Below are 14,943 nucleotides of genomic sequence, written 5' to 3' on the forward strand. Positions count from 1 at the left end.
GTCAACTTGACAGGGCCGAGCGCATTGAAAGACAGATCAATCTTTCAAATAAGCTTTTTTTCATATGACTAAAAATTTAATCGTAAACCTTTTGGATAGAAATTCTTAAGCGTTCCATTTACATATTTAGCTGGTCCAACAATGATTTGATCGACACAAACCGCAGCCCATCCATTATCTTTTAAATCGGTATTTATGTCAGTAATAACCTCACCGTGAACATAATCTCGCCATTGCTCAGATGAAATAGTTACTGCACGTTTCAAATCCTGCTTTTTTAAACACATCAATAATGACAAACTAGGTTCAAAACGATTCTTCTTGAAAATTCCCAAATCCAGTCCTGGTTTAATATACTTCAATTTGGAAAAGTTGATGTTAGCATTTAAGTAATATAAGTGTTCTCCAACTACTTTTAAATTGTCCTTTGGAAATAAATCTATATCTTCTAAAAATAAGGACGAAAAATCAGTCCATAGCTTGTCATGTTCTTTATCTAAAGTAGACTTTTTAGAAGACTTCTTCTTACGATTCTCATCCAGCTCTGGCGTTCTTTGATCTTTGAATGAAGCAATAAAATGTCCTTCACCCTTAAAATGGTTTGGAAATAATCGTAGAGTTTTAGTTAGCTCTGGATTACCATCAGCCCATTCTGGTCTTCCACTGTCCATATCACCGTCTCTTTTGATTGTTTCTAATTTAAGCTGATCATGTTCGGATAGCATCCAAGCTGCAATTTGTTCATCTTCTTCGGGTGCAAAAGTACAAGTTGAATAAACAAGACGACCACCAGGTTTGAGCATTTTCAAAGCACTATTGAGAATTTTCTTCTGACGATTTGCACATTCCTTAGGATAGTCAACATTCCAGTAGTCCATTGCAGACGGATCTTTACGAAACATTCCCTCTCCAGAACACGGTGCATCAACAACAATCAGATCAAAGAATTGTTTAAATGGTTTTTCCATTCGGTCAGGACTTTCATTTAAAATAACACTATTTTTGATTCCAAATCTCTCAACATTTTCTGCCAGTACTTTAGCACGACCATGGTTTATTTCATTAGAAACCAATAGCCCCTCCTGATCCATAAAACTAGCCAAGTAAGTAGTTTTGCCACCAGGAGCAGCGCATAAGTCTAAAACCCGATCTGTTGCTTTGGGATGTGCAACTTCACCAACTAGCATTGCGCTAGGCTCCTGACTGTAGATTAAGCCACTTTGATGATCGATTGTTTTTCCATGTGCTGTACCGTAATATCCCCACTTGGAATAACTAATTGGTGATTCAGTCGAATGCTCAACAAGTTGGTCAACATGTTTTAGTGGATTAATTCGGAATCCTTTTTCAACCGGATTATCAAAGCTAGCAAAAAAGGATGTCGCATCATTTCCTAATAGTTTGCTATATTTATTTTTAAAATCAACTGGTAGTTCCATCTGATAACCTTTCTTAAACTTACATTGTTTTTATAGATATTAATAATTTAATGTGATACTTTAAACTGATACTGAATAAAAGGAGTTGTATCCATGGATCAAAAACTTATTACCTTAGACCTTGATGGAACAACATTGAATGCTAATAACCAACTTTCTGAACATACAATTAGTACCATTCAAAAAGTTTCTAATGCTGGAAATATCGTTTCAATCGTTACTGGACGCCCATATCGAATGGCCGAGGATATTTATGATCAATTACAATTGAAAACTCCCATGGCTAATTTTAACGGTGCCCTCACCCATATACCGCATCAAAAGTGGGCTGGTGAATATCGTAGATCAATTAATAAAGCAGTCGTTTACGATCTTTTAAAAAATAAAGACAAGTTCCATATTAAACTATTAGCTGTTGAAAACAAAGAATCTTACCTAGCCGATCATCCAGCCCCAGCTTTCTTTGATTTTTTCCCACAACAATTAGAATCAGACCAAATATTAACGGAAAAATCACTCAAAACTAATCCAACTTCAATTACGATTTTAGTTGAGCCAAAATATGAGAATATCGTTAAGAATCAACTATTACACTACTATGGTGAGTTCATTGAAATCGGTGTTTGGGGTGGTCCTAACAGCGTTTTAGAAATTGTCTCTAAAGGAATTCAAAAAGCAAAAGCTGTTGCCTATATCGCTAAGTTCTATAATATCGATCGTAAAGATATTATTGCATTTGGTGACGAACATAACGACGCGGAAATGCTTGATTTTGTTGGAAATGGTGTGGCAATGAAAAATGCCACTCCAACAATAAAATCAATTGCCAATGATATTACAGAATATTCTAACCATGAAGATGGCGTTGCAAAGTATCTAGATCAATATTTTAAGCTCTAAATAAAAGTAACAAGCAATTAATTGCTTGTTNTTACTTTTCATCGCTTTTTAGTACTCCACCAACTGAATAGTGATTCTTCTTCATTTCGTTTAGAACAACATGGACATGTTCTGCAGGTGCTCCTGTATTTTTTACAATTGCATCCGTAACATCGCGAACCATTTGACGTAATTGTTCTTCACTACGGCCTTCGATTAAATCAATGTGTACAAGTGGCATTAGATTCACTCCTATAATTTGTTTTATTCTGTTTCTTCACTCATCAATTATCGCAGTTACAATTGGTATTTTCAATCTTAAAATATGATAGACTTACTACTATTAACAATCATTTAAACTGTGAGGTTATCGGATATGGAAAAATATTCAGCATGTACTAGCTTCTTAGCTGGCAAATTAGCAACCATCGATGGATCAACGATTATTGGACGAAATGAAGACTCTAAGTCGGCTTGGCCAAAGAACTTTATTGTTCATAGTCATTCAACTGAACCAAAAGAATTCAAATCAAATGAAAATAAATTTACAATGCCACTTCCTGATGAAGCCGCAAAATACACAGCTACTCCAGAATGGACAGACCAATATGGTTTGTTTGAAGAAGATGGAATTAACGAGTATTCCGTTGCAATGAGTGCCACTGAGAGTGCTTATACAAATGATACAGTCTTGGCTGCTGACCCACTCAATCCAGATGGAATTGGTGAAGAAGCCATGGTAACTGTAGTTCTTCCTTACATCAAAACCGCCCGTGAGGGTGTGGAGCGATTAGGATCAATTATTGAAAAATATGGTACTTCAGAAACTAACGGTATCTTGTTCTCTGATCAAAAGGAAGTTTGGTATATGGAAACAGCTGCTGGACACCAATGGGTGGCTCAACGTATTCCTGATGATCATTACGCTGTCGTTTCAAATCAACTTTCCATTCAAGAAATTGACTTTGGTGACGTTGACAATTTCATGTTTAACAGTGGCTTGCAACAATTTGTAGTGGAAAATAATTTAAACCCTAATGAATCTGGGTTTAACTTTAGAGAGATTTTTGGCAAAAATGATCTCTCTGACGAATATTACAACACGCCCCGTGTTTGGGAAGGACAACGTATTTTAAATCCTGAAATCAAACAAGATCCAATTAGTCATGATCTACCTTTCATTAGAAAAGCTAGTCGTTTAATTAAAATTAGTGATGTTCAACGTATTTTAAGCTCGCATTATGAAGGAACACCATATAACCCTGCTGGCAGTGGCTCAAAGGCTGATAAACATCGTTTTAGACCAATCAGTCTACCAGCCACTCAAGAGTCGCATATACTTCAATTACGGCCAAATAAGCCTAATACTACTGCTGGAGTTCATTGGCTTGCCATGGGTGTTGCAGCACAAAGTGTGTATGTTCCATTTTTTGCGGGTATGTCAGAAACACCTGCTATCTATCAAGGGACTAATAAACTTGAATACGATCCTAATTCTGCATACTGGGTCTTCAAGCTGGTCAGTGTACTGGTAGATGCTCATTTTAAAGAGTTTATGCCAGAGCTACAGAAAGTACAGAGTGAAACAAATATTTCTCTGGGTAATTTACTAAAAGAAGCTGACGCTAAATCTAATGAATTATCTGGTGACAATTTAACTTCCTATCTAAATCAAATAGCTAACCAGAGTAGCAAAATTGCCATTGATGCTTTTAGAAAGTTAACATCGCAGTTAATTACTAAATCGACCGATATGTCCCCACTCTTCTATAAACACAATACAGATTTATAAAACAAATCAAAAAAGCATTGAATCCTCACGGACTCAATGCTTTTTAATAGGCTCTTATTTACGACGATCTTCTTTAATACGAGCAGCCTTACCATGTAATGCACGCAAGTAGTAAAGTTTAGCACGGCGTACACGACCATGACGTAATACGTCAATTTTTGCAACACGTGGTGAATGAAGTGGGAATGTACGTTCTACTCCAACACCGTTACTAATTTTACGGACAGTGTATGTAGCACTGATACCAACACCATGACGTTTGATAACAACTCCTTCAAACATCTGGATACGTTCGTTAGATCCTTCAACAACCTTAACGTGAACACGTACTGAATCACCAGCACGGAATTCTGGAACGTCATCTCGTAGTTGTTCTTTAGTGATTTTGTCAATTAATGGATTCATAAATAAATCTCCCTTTCGTCAATCTTCTTAACTTTTTCAGCCAGCGGAACATTGTATTTTTTTGGCATGAAACCAAGTAAAATAATACCATACATTCAATTCTATTGTAAACCGTGTTTATGATGTAAATTTATTTTGATTTCATCTAACATTTTTCGATCTTCAGCAGTTAAATCAAATTCTTCCAACAAATCTGGTCGTCGAATCAAAGTTTTCTTTAATGCTTCTTGTCGTCGCCACTGATCAATCTTTTGGTGGTTACCACTCAAAAGTATGTCTGGCACTTTCATACCTCTAAAATCAGCAGGACGGGTATATTGTGGGTACTCAAGTAAACCAGATGAATAGGAATCTCCTGGAGCTGACTCACTATTTCCTAAAATACCAGGTAAAAGTCGAACTGTCGCATCAATCATGGTCAAAGCGGCTAATTCACCACCTGTGATAACAAAATCTCCAAGCGAAACCTCATCAGTCACCAAAGTTTTGATGCGCTCATCGTAGCCTTCATAATGACCACAAATAAAAGTTAGCTGTTCTTCTTTAGCGAAATATTCCGCCATGTGTTGATCAAACTGTTTACCAGCCGGATCAACTAAAATAACACGACCTAATTTGCCACCATTATTCGTTTTCACATGCTCCATGGCATCAAATATTGGTTGTGGAGTTAAGAGCATCCCTGCTCCTCCACCATAAGGTGAATCATCAACATTACCATGTTTATTAGTCGAGTAATCTCTAAAATCGGTCACATTGATTTGCAATTGATCTGATTCAATTGCTTTGCCAACGATAGACTCGTTTAGCGGTCCATTAACCATGTTAGGAAAAATTGTTAAAACATCAATTTTCATTATTCTAATCCCTCTGGTAAATCAACAGTAGCAACATGATTTTCAACATCAACTTTCAAAACAACCTGTTTTATATAAGGAATCAACAGATCCTTCTGGCCGTCGCGTTTAATAACCCAAACATCATTCGGGCCATATGGCAAAATTTCGCTAACCGTTCCAATTTCTTGGTTTTCAACATCAATGACCTTCAAACCAACAATTTCGTGATAGTAATATTCACCATCATCTAGAGTATCTAACTGCTCCGAACTAACCTTTAAAAACATTCCTTTAAAAGATTCAACATCATTAATGTTATCAAATCCTTGTAAATGCAAAATGAAGGTTCCCTTTTGTACTCGTGCAGTTGTAACCGTCACTGAGTCAATAGGTTTTACATCATCTTTAGTTTTAAATAAATATAGTTCTTGCCCTTTTTTAAACCGATCATCAGGAAAATCAGTTAACGATAATACCTTAATATCACCCTTAATTCCCTGAGTATTTACAATTTGACCTACGTTGTAGTATTCCATTTATTCCTCGCTAAATAAAAAACGAAAAGGACCCATCACAACGTCCGGGGCTTTTCGTTAGTTTCTAAAATAGTAATCTATTTAGAGAATCGTGCTTCATGATATTGCTTCATGATACCAGCTTTAGATAAAATGTTCTTAACTGTATCAGAAGGTTGAGCACCATTGTTTAACCAGTTCATGATTTCTTCTTCTTCAAGCTTAACTGTTGCTGGTTCTGTTAATGGGTTATATGTACCCACTTGAGCGATGAAACGACCATCACGTGGTGAACGTGAGTCAGCCACAACGACACGATAGAAAGGACGCTTCTTAGAACCCATACGTTTTAAACGAATCTTTACAGACATAATGTCACCTCCAAGTTTTATTCACGATAAATAATATAACAATATTTGGGATAGATGTAAAGGTTTTTTTCTTTACACCTTATTTTTTCTTATTTTTCTTCATACGTTTCTTCTTGTTCTTTTTGTTTCGACGAACCATCGAGTTCATTGCCATTTTAGATAAACGTCCTGAAACTCCCTTACCTAACATGCCATCTAAGCCATTAAAGTTACCTTTAGAAACTTGATTCATCATCTTCTTCATCTGATTAAATTGTTTAATCATTCGGTTAACTTCAACGACTGGACGACCAGCACCTGCTGCAATTCGACGGCGACGACTAGGATTCAAGATATCTGGATCTTCACGTTCTTGTGGCGTCATAGAATAAACAACGGCCTTCATATGTTCCATATCCTTAGGATCCATATTCACGTTTTGTAATGCCGGATTATTGGCCATCCCTGGAATCATCTTCATGATATCTTCCATTGGTCCCATATTTTGCACTTGGTTTAATTGATCAACAAAATCATTAAAATCAAAAGTGTTTTCACGAATCTTTTGATTCATCTCTTCAGCTTGTTTTTGATCAAAATCACGTTGCGTTTTTTCAATCAAGGTCAGCATGTCACCCATACCAAGAATTCGAGATGCCATACGATCAGGATGGAAGACATCCAAATCTTCCATCTTTTCACCTTGTCCGACAAACTTGATTGGTTTACCAGTCACAGCTCTAATAGATAATGCCGCACCACCACGAGTGTCACCATCTAACTTAGTTAAGACAACCCCAGTGATATCCAACTGATTGTTGAAACCTTCAGCTGTATTAACTGCATTTTGACCAGTCATAGCATCGACAACCAGGAGAATTTCATCTGGATGAGCTAAACTCTTGATGTCTGACAGCTCTTGCATTAACTTTTCGTCAATTTGTAAACGACCAGCCGTATCAATAAAAACATAATCATTTTTATTTTCAGCAGCTTGCGCTAACCCACGTCGAACAATATCAACTGGATTAGCATCAGTACCTTCTTGATAAACTGGAACATCAATTCGTTCACCAACTTGGACTAACTGGTCCACAGCAGCTGGACGATAAACATCGGCTGCAACCAACAATGGACGGGCATGTTGTTCATTCTTTAGTTTAAGTGCTAACTTACCGGTTGTGGTTGTTTTACCAGCCCCTTGTAAACCAGCCATCATAATAATAGTTGGAATCTTATCAGATTTATTTAAAGGCGCATCGGTTGATCCCATTGTTTTAACCAGTTCGTCATTAACTAGTTTTACAATTTGTTGAGCTGGATTTAATCCATCTAGAATATCTGTGCCAACTGCTTGGTCACGAACTGTTTTAACAAATTTTTTAACAACTTGGAAATTAACATCGGCTTCAAGTAATGCCAATCTAATTTCACGCATTGTATCTCGTAAATCAGCTTCGGTAACTTTACCTTTACGACGTAAATTATTAAAGGTTTTTTGGAGACGTTCTGTTAACCCTTCAAAAGCCATTTAAAGATCCTCCTCTTATTCTTCTTCGCTTCGACCTAAATCCTTAACCAATTGTTGGAGAACCTGGTCCTGCGGATAGTTTTCCCGCAAATACTCTTCTATTTTATCAAACTTTTGATTACGTTTTTCAAAATTTGATAGCAAATTAAGCTTTGTTTCATAATCTTCTAAAATAATCGTGGTTCTTTTAATATTATCGTAAACCGCTTGGCGACTCACTTGAAACTCTTCCGAAATTTCTCCGAGCGAATAATCATCCGCATAGTAAAGCGTAATATATTCCTTTTGTTTCTTAGTGAGTAAACCTTCATAGAATTCTAGAAGCGAATTGATGCGGTTGTTTTTATCAATTTCCAAAACTAACCCTCAATTCTATTAGAAATCAAATCCTTAAACAGACCATTGACATACTGTTCTGGGTTGAATGGACTGAGATCCTCAACAGTTTCACCTAAACCAACATACTTAACCGATAAATGTAATTGATTTCGAATTGGTAAAACAATTCCACCCTTAGCAGTACCATCTAATTTAGTTAGGATAATTCCCGTTACGTCAGTAGTTTCAAGGAAGGCTTTTGCTTGCGTTAATGCATTTTGACCAGTGGTTGAATCTAGCACTAATAACGTTTCTTGTGGGGCATGTGGAATTTCACGTTCAATAACTCGTTTGATTTTATCGAGCTCTTTCATCAAATTGACTTTGTTCTGAAGACGACCAGCAGTATCAATTAATACCAAGTCATAACCTTCTTCACGAGCCTTTTTAACGGCTTCAAAAGCAACTGCAGCAGGATCACTTTGGGCTTTTCCAGCGACTACGTCCACCCCGTCTCGTTTTCCCCACTCTTGTAATTGTTCAATCGCACCAGCACGGAAAGTATCACAGGCGGCCAGTAGTACACGACGTCCACGAGCTTTAAAACGAGCAGCTAATTTACCGATACTAGTTGTTTTACCAACACCATTAACACCGACAAATAAGAACACACTAGGCCCTTCTTTGGCAAAAACCAAATGATTATCTTCAGCTCGTCCATTACGAGTATACAAAGCAACTAGTTTATCCACGATTAATTGTGAAATAACTTTCGGATCAGAGGCCCGACTACTTTCAACCTCTTCACGCACTTCTTCACTAATTTGTAGAGCTGTTTCAAAGCCAACATCTGCTTCAATTAGAGTTTCTTCCAAGTCATCATAGAAATCATCGTCAACTCCATTAAAATTGACAAATAAATCTGTTAGACGTTTACCAAAGGATTGACGTGATTTTTCTAAACCACGATTATACTTTTCAGCATTGTCCTCATCAACTGTTGCTGTAGGAGGAACATCTTCTTTTGGTTGTTCTACTTTTAGATTTTGTTCAGGAGAAACACTATTTGTGTCCGCTGGTACAGTTTCATTATTATTTGATTGATTAATATCTGGTTCAACTGTTTTAGGTTCTTCAAAAGGTTCTTTCTTTTTTCTTCTAAACCAAGGCATCTAGACTAACTCCTTTTCTTGGGCTTCTTCCAATGATACAGAGACCATTTTTGAAACTCCAGATTCTTGCATGGTAACACCATATAAAACATCCGCTTCAACCATTGTACCCTTTCTGTGAGTGATAACAATGAATTGGGTTGTATCGCGGAAGGTTTTTAAATAATGTGCAAACCGATCTACATTTGCATCATCAAAGGCGGCTTCAACTTCATCCAAAATACAGAATGGCACTGGCTTAACTTGCAAAATAGCAAACAACAAAGTAATCGCCGTTAATGACTTCTCACCACCAGAAAGTAAACTTAAACGTTGTAGTTTCTTCCCAGGCGGTTGGGCCTTTATTTCAATTCCGGTATCCAATAGATTGTCAGGATCAGTTAATTCCAGCTTAGCCTGACCGCCACCAAACATCTTAACGAATACTTCTGAAAATGCCTCCGCAACTTCATCAAAAGTTGTTTTAAATCTAGAGCTGGCTTCTGTATCCATTTCACTAATTGATTGATTCAATTGTTCAGCTGACTTTAACAAATCACTTTTTTGTGAACTTAGGAAATCATAACGTTCTGATACGCGATCAAATTCCTCAATCGCACCAATATTAACCGTTCCTAATTCCGCCAAACCACGTTTCGCTAATTTAAAATCACGCTCTAACGTCACTGAATCAATATCTAAAACATTCTGGCGAGCTTGATCCAGAGTCTTATCATAATCTTCTTCTAGTCGGTCAATTGAAATTGAAATGGTATTGCCAGCAATCTTAATGTCACTTCTGATTCCTGTGACTTCAGACTGCATGTTTTGCAGCAATTCTGTATTTCTTTCTAGTTCTAGATCTAACTGTTCAGATTTATTTTCCAACTCATCTAAATTATCTCGAACTGCTTGCAATTGCTTTTCAGCAGAAATGCGTTCCGATTTTATATCATCTAACGACTTATTAGCTGGAACCTCAACTTGATTTTGATCGAGCCTCTGCAAATTAGTTTTGGCAGAAGCAATATTTGTAATTAATTCTTGTTGAGTGTCGGCTAATCGTTTTTGATCAGTTTCTGCTTGTTTAATTTGCTCAGTCACCTGAGTGATTTGAACTTGCAAATCCATTCTTTGTTGTTGATAAGCATCTTGATTTTCAGATAGTTGTTGCAACTGGATCTGTTTAGCTTCTGTTTCTTTTTTAATCTTTTGAACTTCTTGATTTAAGCGAGCTTCAGATTGATCTAATTTTTGACGTTGTTCTTCGACATCATCTTCAGTATCAACCTGTCTCAACTCAAAACCAGTCGCCTTAAGACGTTTTTCTGTTTCAGATAATCGTTCACTAGCAAAATCTAAAGAATCAACAGCCCGGTTTAAAATTTGTTTTTGGTCAGTGTAAGTAGTTCTTTGTTCCTGTAATTGAATTTCTAATTGATCACGTTGTTCTTTAACCTCTGAGACATCATGTTCTTGTTTCAAAAGCTGTTCTTGCATTTGACCAACAGAACTTTGAAGACCTTTAATCTCTTGATCTTGTTGCAACAATCCCTGACGGTTATTTTTATTCTGACCACCAGTCATTGTTCCGCCAACACCAACTAAATCACCATTAAGAGTTACAATACGACATCTTTGATTAATTAACCGTGATATTTCAACTGCCGTATCAAGGGTGTTCGTAACTAGCGTACTTCCTAGTAAATATTCAGCCACAACATGTTGACTAGAAGACGTTTGGACCAAATCAGAAGCAATCCCTACAAACCCATCAATCCCACTAATTCGTTGCAAAATATTATCAGCAACATGTTTAGGACGAATAACACTGAGTGGTAAGAAGGTTGCTCGTCCTAATCTTTGAGTTCGAAGCGTATTAATAACCGATTTAGCAGTAGCTTCATCTGTTGTAACAATGTTCTGTAGTTGACCACCTAAAGCAGTTTCAATAGCTAAAGTATTTTCCGAAGTCACGTCAATAATCTCGGAAACTGCTCCAACTAAACCTTGATATTGATTTTTTAAACGCAAAGCGGCTTTAGTTCCCTGATAGAAACCTGCATGTTCACTTTGAAGTCCCTTCAAGCTTTCCAATCTGGTTTCCGCACGATGAAGAACGTCACTAGCCTTTAACCAGCTATTACGAACTTCTTGATACTGTTGATTAGCAGTATCAAATGCTTTTGATATTTTCGTTCCGGAAATCTGAAGCTGGTCTAATTTTTCTTTTAGATTAGCAACCTCTGATTCCAAACGTTCTTTTTCTGCAATCTGTTTAGCACGAGTTGCTTGGATTCCCTGAACATTTAAATCCAAGTTAGCAGCCTTCTGCTCATTTTGCTCTACATTCTTCTGCATAAAGGTACGTTCATTTTTGATTGACGTTAGCTGCTGTAACGATTGCATATAATCCGCACGCAAGTCATCAATCTCATTAGTCAAATGAGCTTTTTGTTGGTCGACACTACTGCGATCCATCTCTTTGGCTTCATTCGTAAGCTTGCTTAGCTTTTCTCGCAGTTCTTGCAAATTGGTGTCGACCATCTTTAATTGAGCTTCAAGCTGTTCTAAATCATCCTGATCAGATTTAATTTGCTGATTTAGTTCTTGAGATTTAGCTTCCCGGTTTTTTCGTTGCTCAGCCAATAAATTCTGTTGTCCAGAAACTTGTTCTTCCAAACGTGTCAGATTGACTAACTGATCCTGAAGTTGATCGCGCTTAGTACTATATTCAGCTACATTACTTTTATTAGTATTTCTATCGTCAGTTGTGGTTTGAGCCTTCTTCGTTAAGTCCGCAAGTAGTTCCGTTTTAAAGTTTAAATCCGCCTGTAATTCTTTTTGAGTCTTTAAGTTATTATCAACCTCACGTACAAGACGAGTCTGATCGAGACGATCATAGCGTTGCTTTTGGTCAACATAATCCCGTGCCAAACTCGCTTGCTCTTCTAATGGACCCCGTTGCTTATCGAGTTCTACAATTAAATCGTTAACTCGTTCAAGATATCCCGAAGTTTTTGCCAGCTCAGATTCAGCTTTTTGCTTATTCTGTTTATACTCTAAAACGCCAGCGACTTCCTCGATGATTGATCGACGATCCTCTGGCTTACTATTAAATATTGATTCAACTCGTCCCTGCGAAATTATAGAAAATGATTCGCGACCTAAACCAGTATCAATGAAAAGATTTAAAATATCTTTCAACCGACAATCAATATGATTAATTTGATACTGACTATCACCATTTCTAAATAATCGTCTTGTAACGACAACTTCAGTGTAATTTGTTTTCAAAAAATGATCTGCATTATCAAAAACTATTGTTACCGAAGCCCGTGCAAGGGGCTTTCTTTTTTCAGTTCCAGCAAAAATAATATCAGGCATTTTTCCGCCACGTAAACTCTTGGCAGACTGTTCACCCATGACCCAGCGAATTGCTTCAGTTATATTACTTTTACCAGAACCGTTTGGTCCAACGATTCCTGTCATTCCATCTCGAAACTCAATTTTAGTTCGATCTGCAAATGATTTAAAACCGCTAATTTCAATCGATTTTAGTTTCATACTTCAAATCCTATTTTGCTCTAATGTCAGACAAGGCAGCTTTAGCCGCATCTTGTTCTGCAGTTTTTTTCGAATGTCCCATTCCGGTTGCAAGAACTTTACCGTCAGCAATCACTTCAACTTTAAAGGTAATATCATTTTCTGGACCTTCTTCAGATAAAAGACGGTATTCAATAGCAACATCACCATGACGTTGGAGATATTCTTGTAAAGCAGTCTTGTTATCAATCACGTGATCAAATTTACCTTGATCCAATTTAGGAAAAATAACTGTTCGCACAAATTTTTCAACAACTGGACGACCTTGATCTAAATAAAGGGCTCCAACAAATGATTCAAAGATGTCACAAAGAAGTGATGACCGTTCACGAGCCCCTGAGAGCTCCTCCCCTTTACCTAATCTGATGTATTGATCAAACCGGCATTCCTTGGCGAATTCACTAAAACTAGCTTCACAAACCATAGCAGCTCGCAATCGAGTTAGTTTTCCTTGTGACATATCTGGATATCTTTTAAATAAATATTCCGAAACGATGATTTGCAAAACAGCATCACCTAAAAATTCAATTCGTTCATAGAACTTTAAGCCTTGATTAGGATGTTCATTAACATACGATGCTTGTGTAAATGCTTCGTCCAATAAAGCATGATCATTAAAATGAATATCAAAATTATCAGCTAAGTCTTTTTCTAAAGCTTTAATCATAAAAATCAAATCCTCCTCAAAAACGAGGGGGCTGCGACAAAACCACGTTTTGTTAAACAGCCCCCTGAAAAGAAAGAACTCCATATTGATCAATGGAGAATCTCTCGTTATTAATATAAATTAGCTTTGGTGCGCCGTAATATAATCGACAGCTTCACCAACTGTTTCTAACTTTTCAGCGTCTTCATCAGAAATATCGGCACCAAAAGTATCTTCTAATTCTAGAATAAACTCAACAATATCAATTGAGTCAGCATCTAGGTCATTTTTGAAATTTAGTTCGTTTGTTACTTTAGTACGGTCGATTTCAAATCGATCAACTAAAATATCAGCAATTTTATTAAAAACTTCTTCTTTTGTCATCCAAATTTTCCTCACTAAAGTTAATTTGAAACATGTTTACATTTTAATAGTTTTACTCTTGATTGTCTACCTTACTAGCGGCTTGTTCTGCCTTATGCGACGCAAAGTAATCGGACAAGTTCTTCGTAATGTTTGAATCCACCATTGTGTGTAGTTGAATCAAAGCATTCTTAACTTGAACTGCATTACTTGAACCATGCGCTTTAACAACTGGTGCCTTAACACCCAATAGTACTGCACCACCATGTTTTGAGTAGTCCATCTTATCAGCAATTTCACCAAATGACTTCTTCAAGAGTAAACCGCCCAATTTGCTAGTTACACCATTGTCCATAATGGCATGTTTAACCAATTTAAGCATCGATAGAGCTGTACCTTCAGTATTTTTTAGAACGGCATTACCAGTAAATCCATCAGTGACAACCACATCAGCCTTACCATTCAATAACTCACGAGATTCAATATTACCAACAAAATTAAGCGATTGATCATCTTTTAATAATTGATATGTTTCCTTATGCAACTTATCACCCTTGTCATACTCAGTTCCGTTATTCAAAAGGGCAATTCGAGGATTAGTAACATTCATTACGTTGCAACTATAAAAATTACCAAGAATAGCAAAATCATGAAGATTTTTAGCTTTACTTTCTGCATTAGCACCAACATCTAGCATAGTGAACGTATCGTTATCACCTTCTAAACTTGGTAATGTTGTTGTCATACCTGGTCGACCAATTCCTTTAATCCGACCAATAACGAATAGTCCAGCGGCTAACAATGCGCCCGTGTTCCCAGCTGAAAAGACAGCATCAGCTTCACCGTCTTTAACAGCTTTAGCAGCTAATACCATTGAAGAGTTTTTCTTACTACGAACGGCTTTAACCGGTTCATCTTCCATTAAAATCTCTTCGTCAGTATGAACAATCTTAACGTTTTTGAAATCAGCCATATATTTCATGATTTCATCTCGTTTACCAAACAGAGTAAATTCAGTTTCAGGTAAAGCAGTACGCGCTAACGCTACACCTTTAACAATTTCTTCAGGGGCATTGTCGCCACCCATTGCATCTACAGCAATTTTCATT

15 protein-coding genes are annotated in these 14,943 nt (G+C 36.9%); 2 read left to right on the plus strand and 13 right to left on the minus strand.

Going from position 1 to position 14,943, the window contains the following annotated elements; genetic code table 11:
• Nucleotides 1-68: 68 nt before the first annotated feature.
• Nucleotides 69-1,439, minus strand: coding sequence for an RsmB/NOP family class I SAM-dependent RNA methyltransferase (locus tag IV88_RS04745; RefSeq protein ID WP_057799309.1), 1,371 nt, complete (start codon nucleotides 1,437-1,439; stop codon nucleotides 69-71).
• A 93-nt stretch (nucleotides 1,440-1,532) separates the two neighbouring features.
• On the opposite strand from IV88_RS04745, the gene IV88_RS04750 reads away from it, so the two are divergent.
• Nucleotides 1,533-2,339 carry a Cof-type HAD-IIB family hydrolase gene (locus tag IV88_RS04750; RefSeq protein ID WP_057799311.1) on the plus strand — a complete coding sequence of 269 codons (807 nt, stop codon included), beginning with the start codon at nucleotides 1,533-1,535 and terminating at the stop codon, nucleotides 2,337-2,339.
• Between the two features lie 31 nt (nucleotides 2,340-2,370).
• Here the strand turns inward: IV88_RS04750 and IV88_RS04755 are convergent, their stop codons facing one another.
• Nucleotides 2,371-2,559, minus strand: a complete 189-nt coding sequence (locus IV88_RS04755; RefSeq protein ID WP_057799313.1) for a 2-hydroxymuconate tautomerase — start codon at nucleotides 2,557-2,559, stop codon at nucleotides 2,371-2,373.
• Nucleotides 2,560-2,694: 135 nt separating this feature from the next.
• Between IV88_RS04755 and IV88_RS04760 the strand changes: the two genes are divergently transcribed.
• Nucleotides 2,695-4,110: a C69 family dipeptidase gene (locus tag IV88_RS04760; protein ID WP_057799315.1), complete on the plus strand. Its 1,416-nt coding sequence runs from the start codon at nucleotides 2,695-2,697 to the stop codon at nucleotides 4,108-4,110.
• Nucleotides 4,111-4,164: 54 nt separating this feature from the next.
• On the opposite strand, the gene rplS is transcribed toward IV88_RS04760, so the two are convergent.
• The 11 genes from rplS to plsX form a co-directional block, all read right to left on the minus strand.
• Nucleotides 4,165-4,515 (minus strand): 50S ribosomal protein L19, encoded by a 351-nt coding sequence (rplS, locus tag IV88_RS04765; protein WP_057799317.1) that lies wholly within the window; start codon nucleotides 4,513-4,515, stop codon nucleotides 4,165-4,167.
• 101 nt (nucleotides 4,516-4,616) lie between these two features.
• Complete coding sequence (gene trmD, locus IV88_RS04770) at nucleotides 4,617-5,372, minus strand: tRNA (guanosine(37)-N1)-methyltransferase TrmD (RefSeq protein ID WP_057799319.1); 756 nt, start codon at nucleotides 5,370-5,372, stop codon at nucleotides 4,617-4,619.
• On the minus strand, nucleotides 5,372-5,890 hold the full coding sequence (gene rimM / locus IV88_RS04775) for a ribosome maturation factor RimM (protein WP_057799321.1): 519 nt from the start codon (nucleotides 5,888-5,890) through the stop codon (nucleotides 5,372-5,374). Before rimM ends, trmD begins: the two co-directional genes overlap by 1 nt.
• Nucleotides 5,891-5,967: 77 nt before the next feature.
• Nucleotides 5,968-6,240, minus strand: a complete 273-nt coding sequence (gene rpsP, locus IV88_RS04780; RefSeq protein WP_057799323.1) for a 30S ribosomal protein S16 — start codon at nucleotides 6,238-6,240, stop codon at nucleotides 5,968-5,970.
• 79 nt (nucleotides 6,241-6,319) lie between these two features.
• The gene (gene ffh / locus IV88_RS04785) at nucleotides 6,320-7,750 is read right to left on the minus strand and encodes a signal recognition particle protein (RefSeq protein WP_057799325.1); all 1,431 of its coding nucleotides are present in this window, start codon (nucleotides 7,748-7,750) and stop codon (nucleotides 6,320-6,322) included.
• A gap of 15 nt (nucleotides 7,751-7,765) precedes the next feature.
• Nucleotides 7,766-8,107: a putative DNA-binding protein gene (locus IV88_RS04790; RefSeq protein WP_057799327.1), complete on the minus strand. Its 342-nt coding sequence runs from the start codon at nucleotides 8,105-8,107 to the stop codon at nucleotides 7,766-7,768.
• A gap of 2 nt (nucleotides 8,108-8,109) precedes the next feature.
• On the minus strand, nucleotides 8,110-9,240 hold the full coding sequence (gene ftsY, locus IV88_RS04795; protein WP_057799329.1) for a signal recognition particle-docking protein FtsY: 1,131 nt from the start codon (nucleotides 9,238-9,240) through the stop codon (nucleotides 8,110-8,112).
• Nucleotides 9,241-12,786: a chromosome segregation protein SMC gene (smc, locus tag IV88_RS04800; RefSeq protein WP_057799331.1), complete on the minus strand. Its 3,546-nt coding sequence runs from the start codon at nucleotides 12,784-12,786 to the stop codon at nucleotides 9,241-9,243. It lies immediately after the preceding gene.
• Between the two features lie 10 nt (nucleotides 12,787-12,796).
• Complete coding sequence (rnc, locus tag IV88_RS04805) at nucleotides 12,797-13,492, minus strand: ribonuclease III (protein WP_057799333.1); 696 nt, start codon at nucleotides 13,490-13,492, stop codon at nucleotides 12,797-12,799.
• Nucleotides 13,493-13,612: 120 nt separating this feature from the next.
• A complete protein-coding gene (acpP, locus tag IV88_RS04810) occupies nucleotides 13,613-13,855 on the minus strand; it encodes an acyl carrier protein (RefSeq protein WP_057799335.1) in 243 nt (80 codons plus the stop codon).
• Nucleotides 13,856-13,907: 52 nt separating this feature from the next.
• Entirely contained in the window at nucleotides 13,908-14,942 is a 1,035-nt protein-coding gene (gene plsX / locus IV88_RS04815; protein ID WP_057799338.1) for a phosphate acyltransferase PlsX, read from the minus strand.
• Between the last annotated feature and the right edge of the window lies 1 nt (nucleotide 14,943).

Origin of the sequence: Pediococcus argentinicus, assembly GCF_001437605.1 — a bacterium.
GTDB lineage: Bacteria > Bacillota > Bacilli > Lactobacillales > Lactobacillaceae > Pediococcus > Pediococcus argentinicus.

Bases quoted from the DNA above. Each gene is read 5' to 3' on its own strand.
- IV88_RS04745 (WP_057799309.1), bottom strand. From the start codon at position 1,439: ATGGAACTACCAGTTGATTTTAAAAATAAATATAGCAAACTATTAGGA.
- IV88_RS04750 (WP_057799311.1), top strand. From the start codon at position 1,533: ATGGATCAAAAACTTATTACCTTAGACCTTGATGGAACAACATTGAAT.
- IV88_RS04755 (WP_057799313.1), bottom strand. From the start codon at position 2,559: ATGCCACTTGTACACATTGATTTAATCGAAGGCCGTAGTGAAGAACAA.
- IV88_RS04760 (WP_057799315.1), top strand. From the start codon at position 2,695: ATGGAAAAATATTCAGCATGTACTAGCTTCTTAGCTGGCAAATTAGCA.
- rplS (WP_057799317.1), bottom strand. From the start codon at position 4,515: ATGAATCCATTAATTGACAAAATCACTAAAGAACAACTACGAGATGAC.
- trmD (WP_057799319.1), bottom strand. From the start codon at position 5,372: ATGAAAATTGATGTTTTAACAATTTTTCCTAACATGGTTAATGGACCG.
- rimM (WP_057799321.1), bottom strand. From the start codon at position 5,890: ATGGAATACTACAACGTAGGTCAAATTGTAAATACTCAGGGAATTAAG.
- rpsP (WP_057799323.1), bottom strand. From the start codon at position 6,240: ATGTCTGTAAAGATTCGTTTAAAACGTATGGGTTCTAAGAAGCGTCCT.
- ffh (WP_057799325.1), bottom strand. From the start codon at position 7,750: ATGGCTTTTGAAGGGTTAACAGAACGTCTCCAAAAAACCTTTAATAAT.
- ftsY (WP_057799329.1), bottom strand. From the start codon at position 9,240: ATGCCTTGGTTTAGAAGAAAAAAGAAAGAACCTTTTGAAGAACCTAAA.
- smc (WP_057799331.1), bottom strand. From the start codon at position 12,786: ATGAAACTAAAATCGATTGAAATTAGCGGTTTTAAATCATTTGCAGAT.
- rnc (WP_057799333.1), bottom strand. From the start codon at position 13,492: ATGATTAAAGCTTTAGAAAAAGACTTAGCTGATAATTTTGATATTCAT.
- acpP (WP_057799335.1), bottom strand. From the start codon at position 13,855: ATGACAAAAGAAGAAGTTTTTAATAAAATTGCTGATATTTTAGTTGAT.
- plsX (WP_057799338.1), bottom strand. From the start codon at position 14,942: ATGAAAATTGCTGTAGATGCAATGGGTGGCGACAATGCCCCTGAAGAA.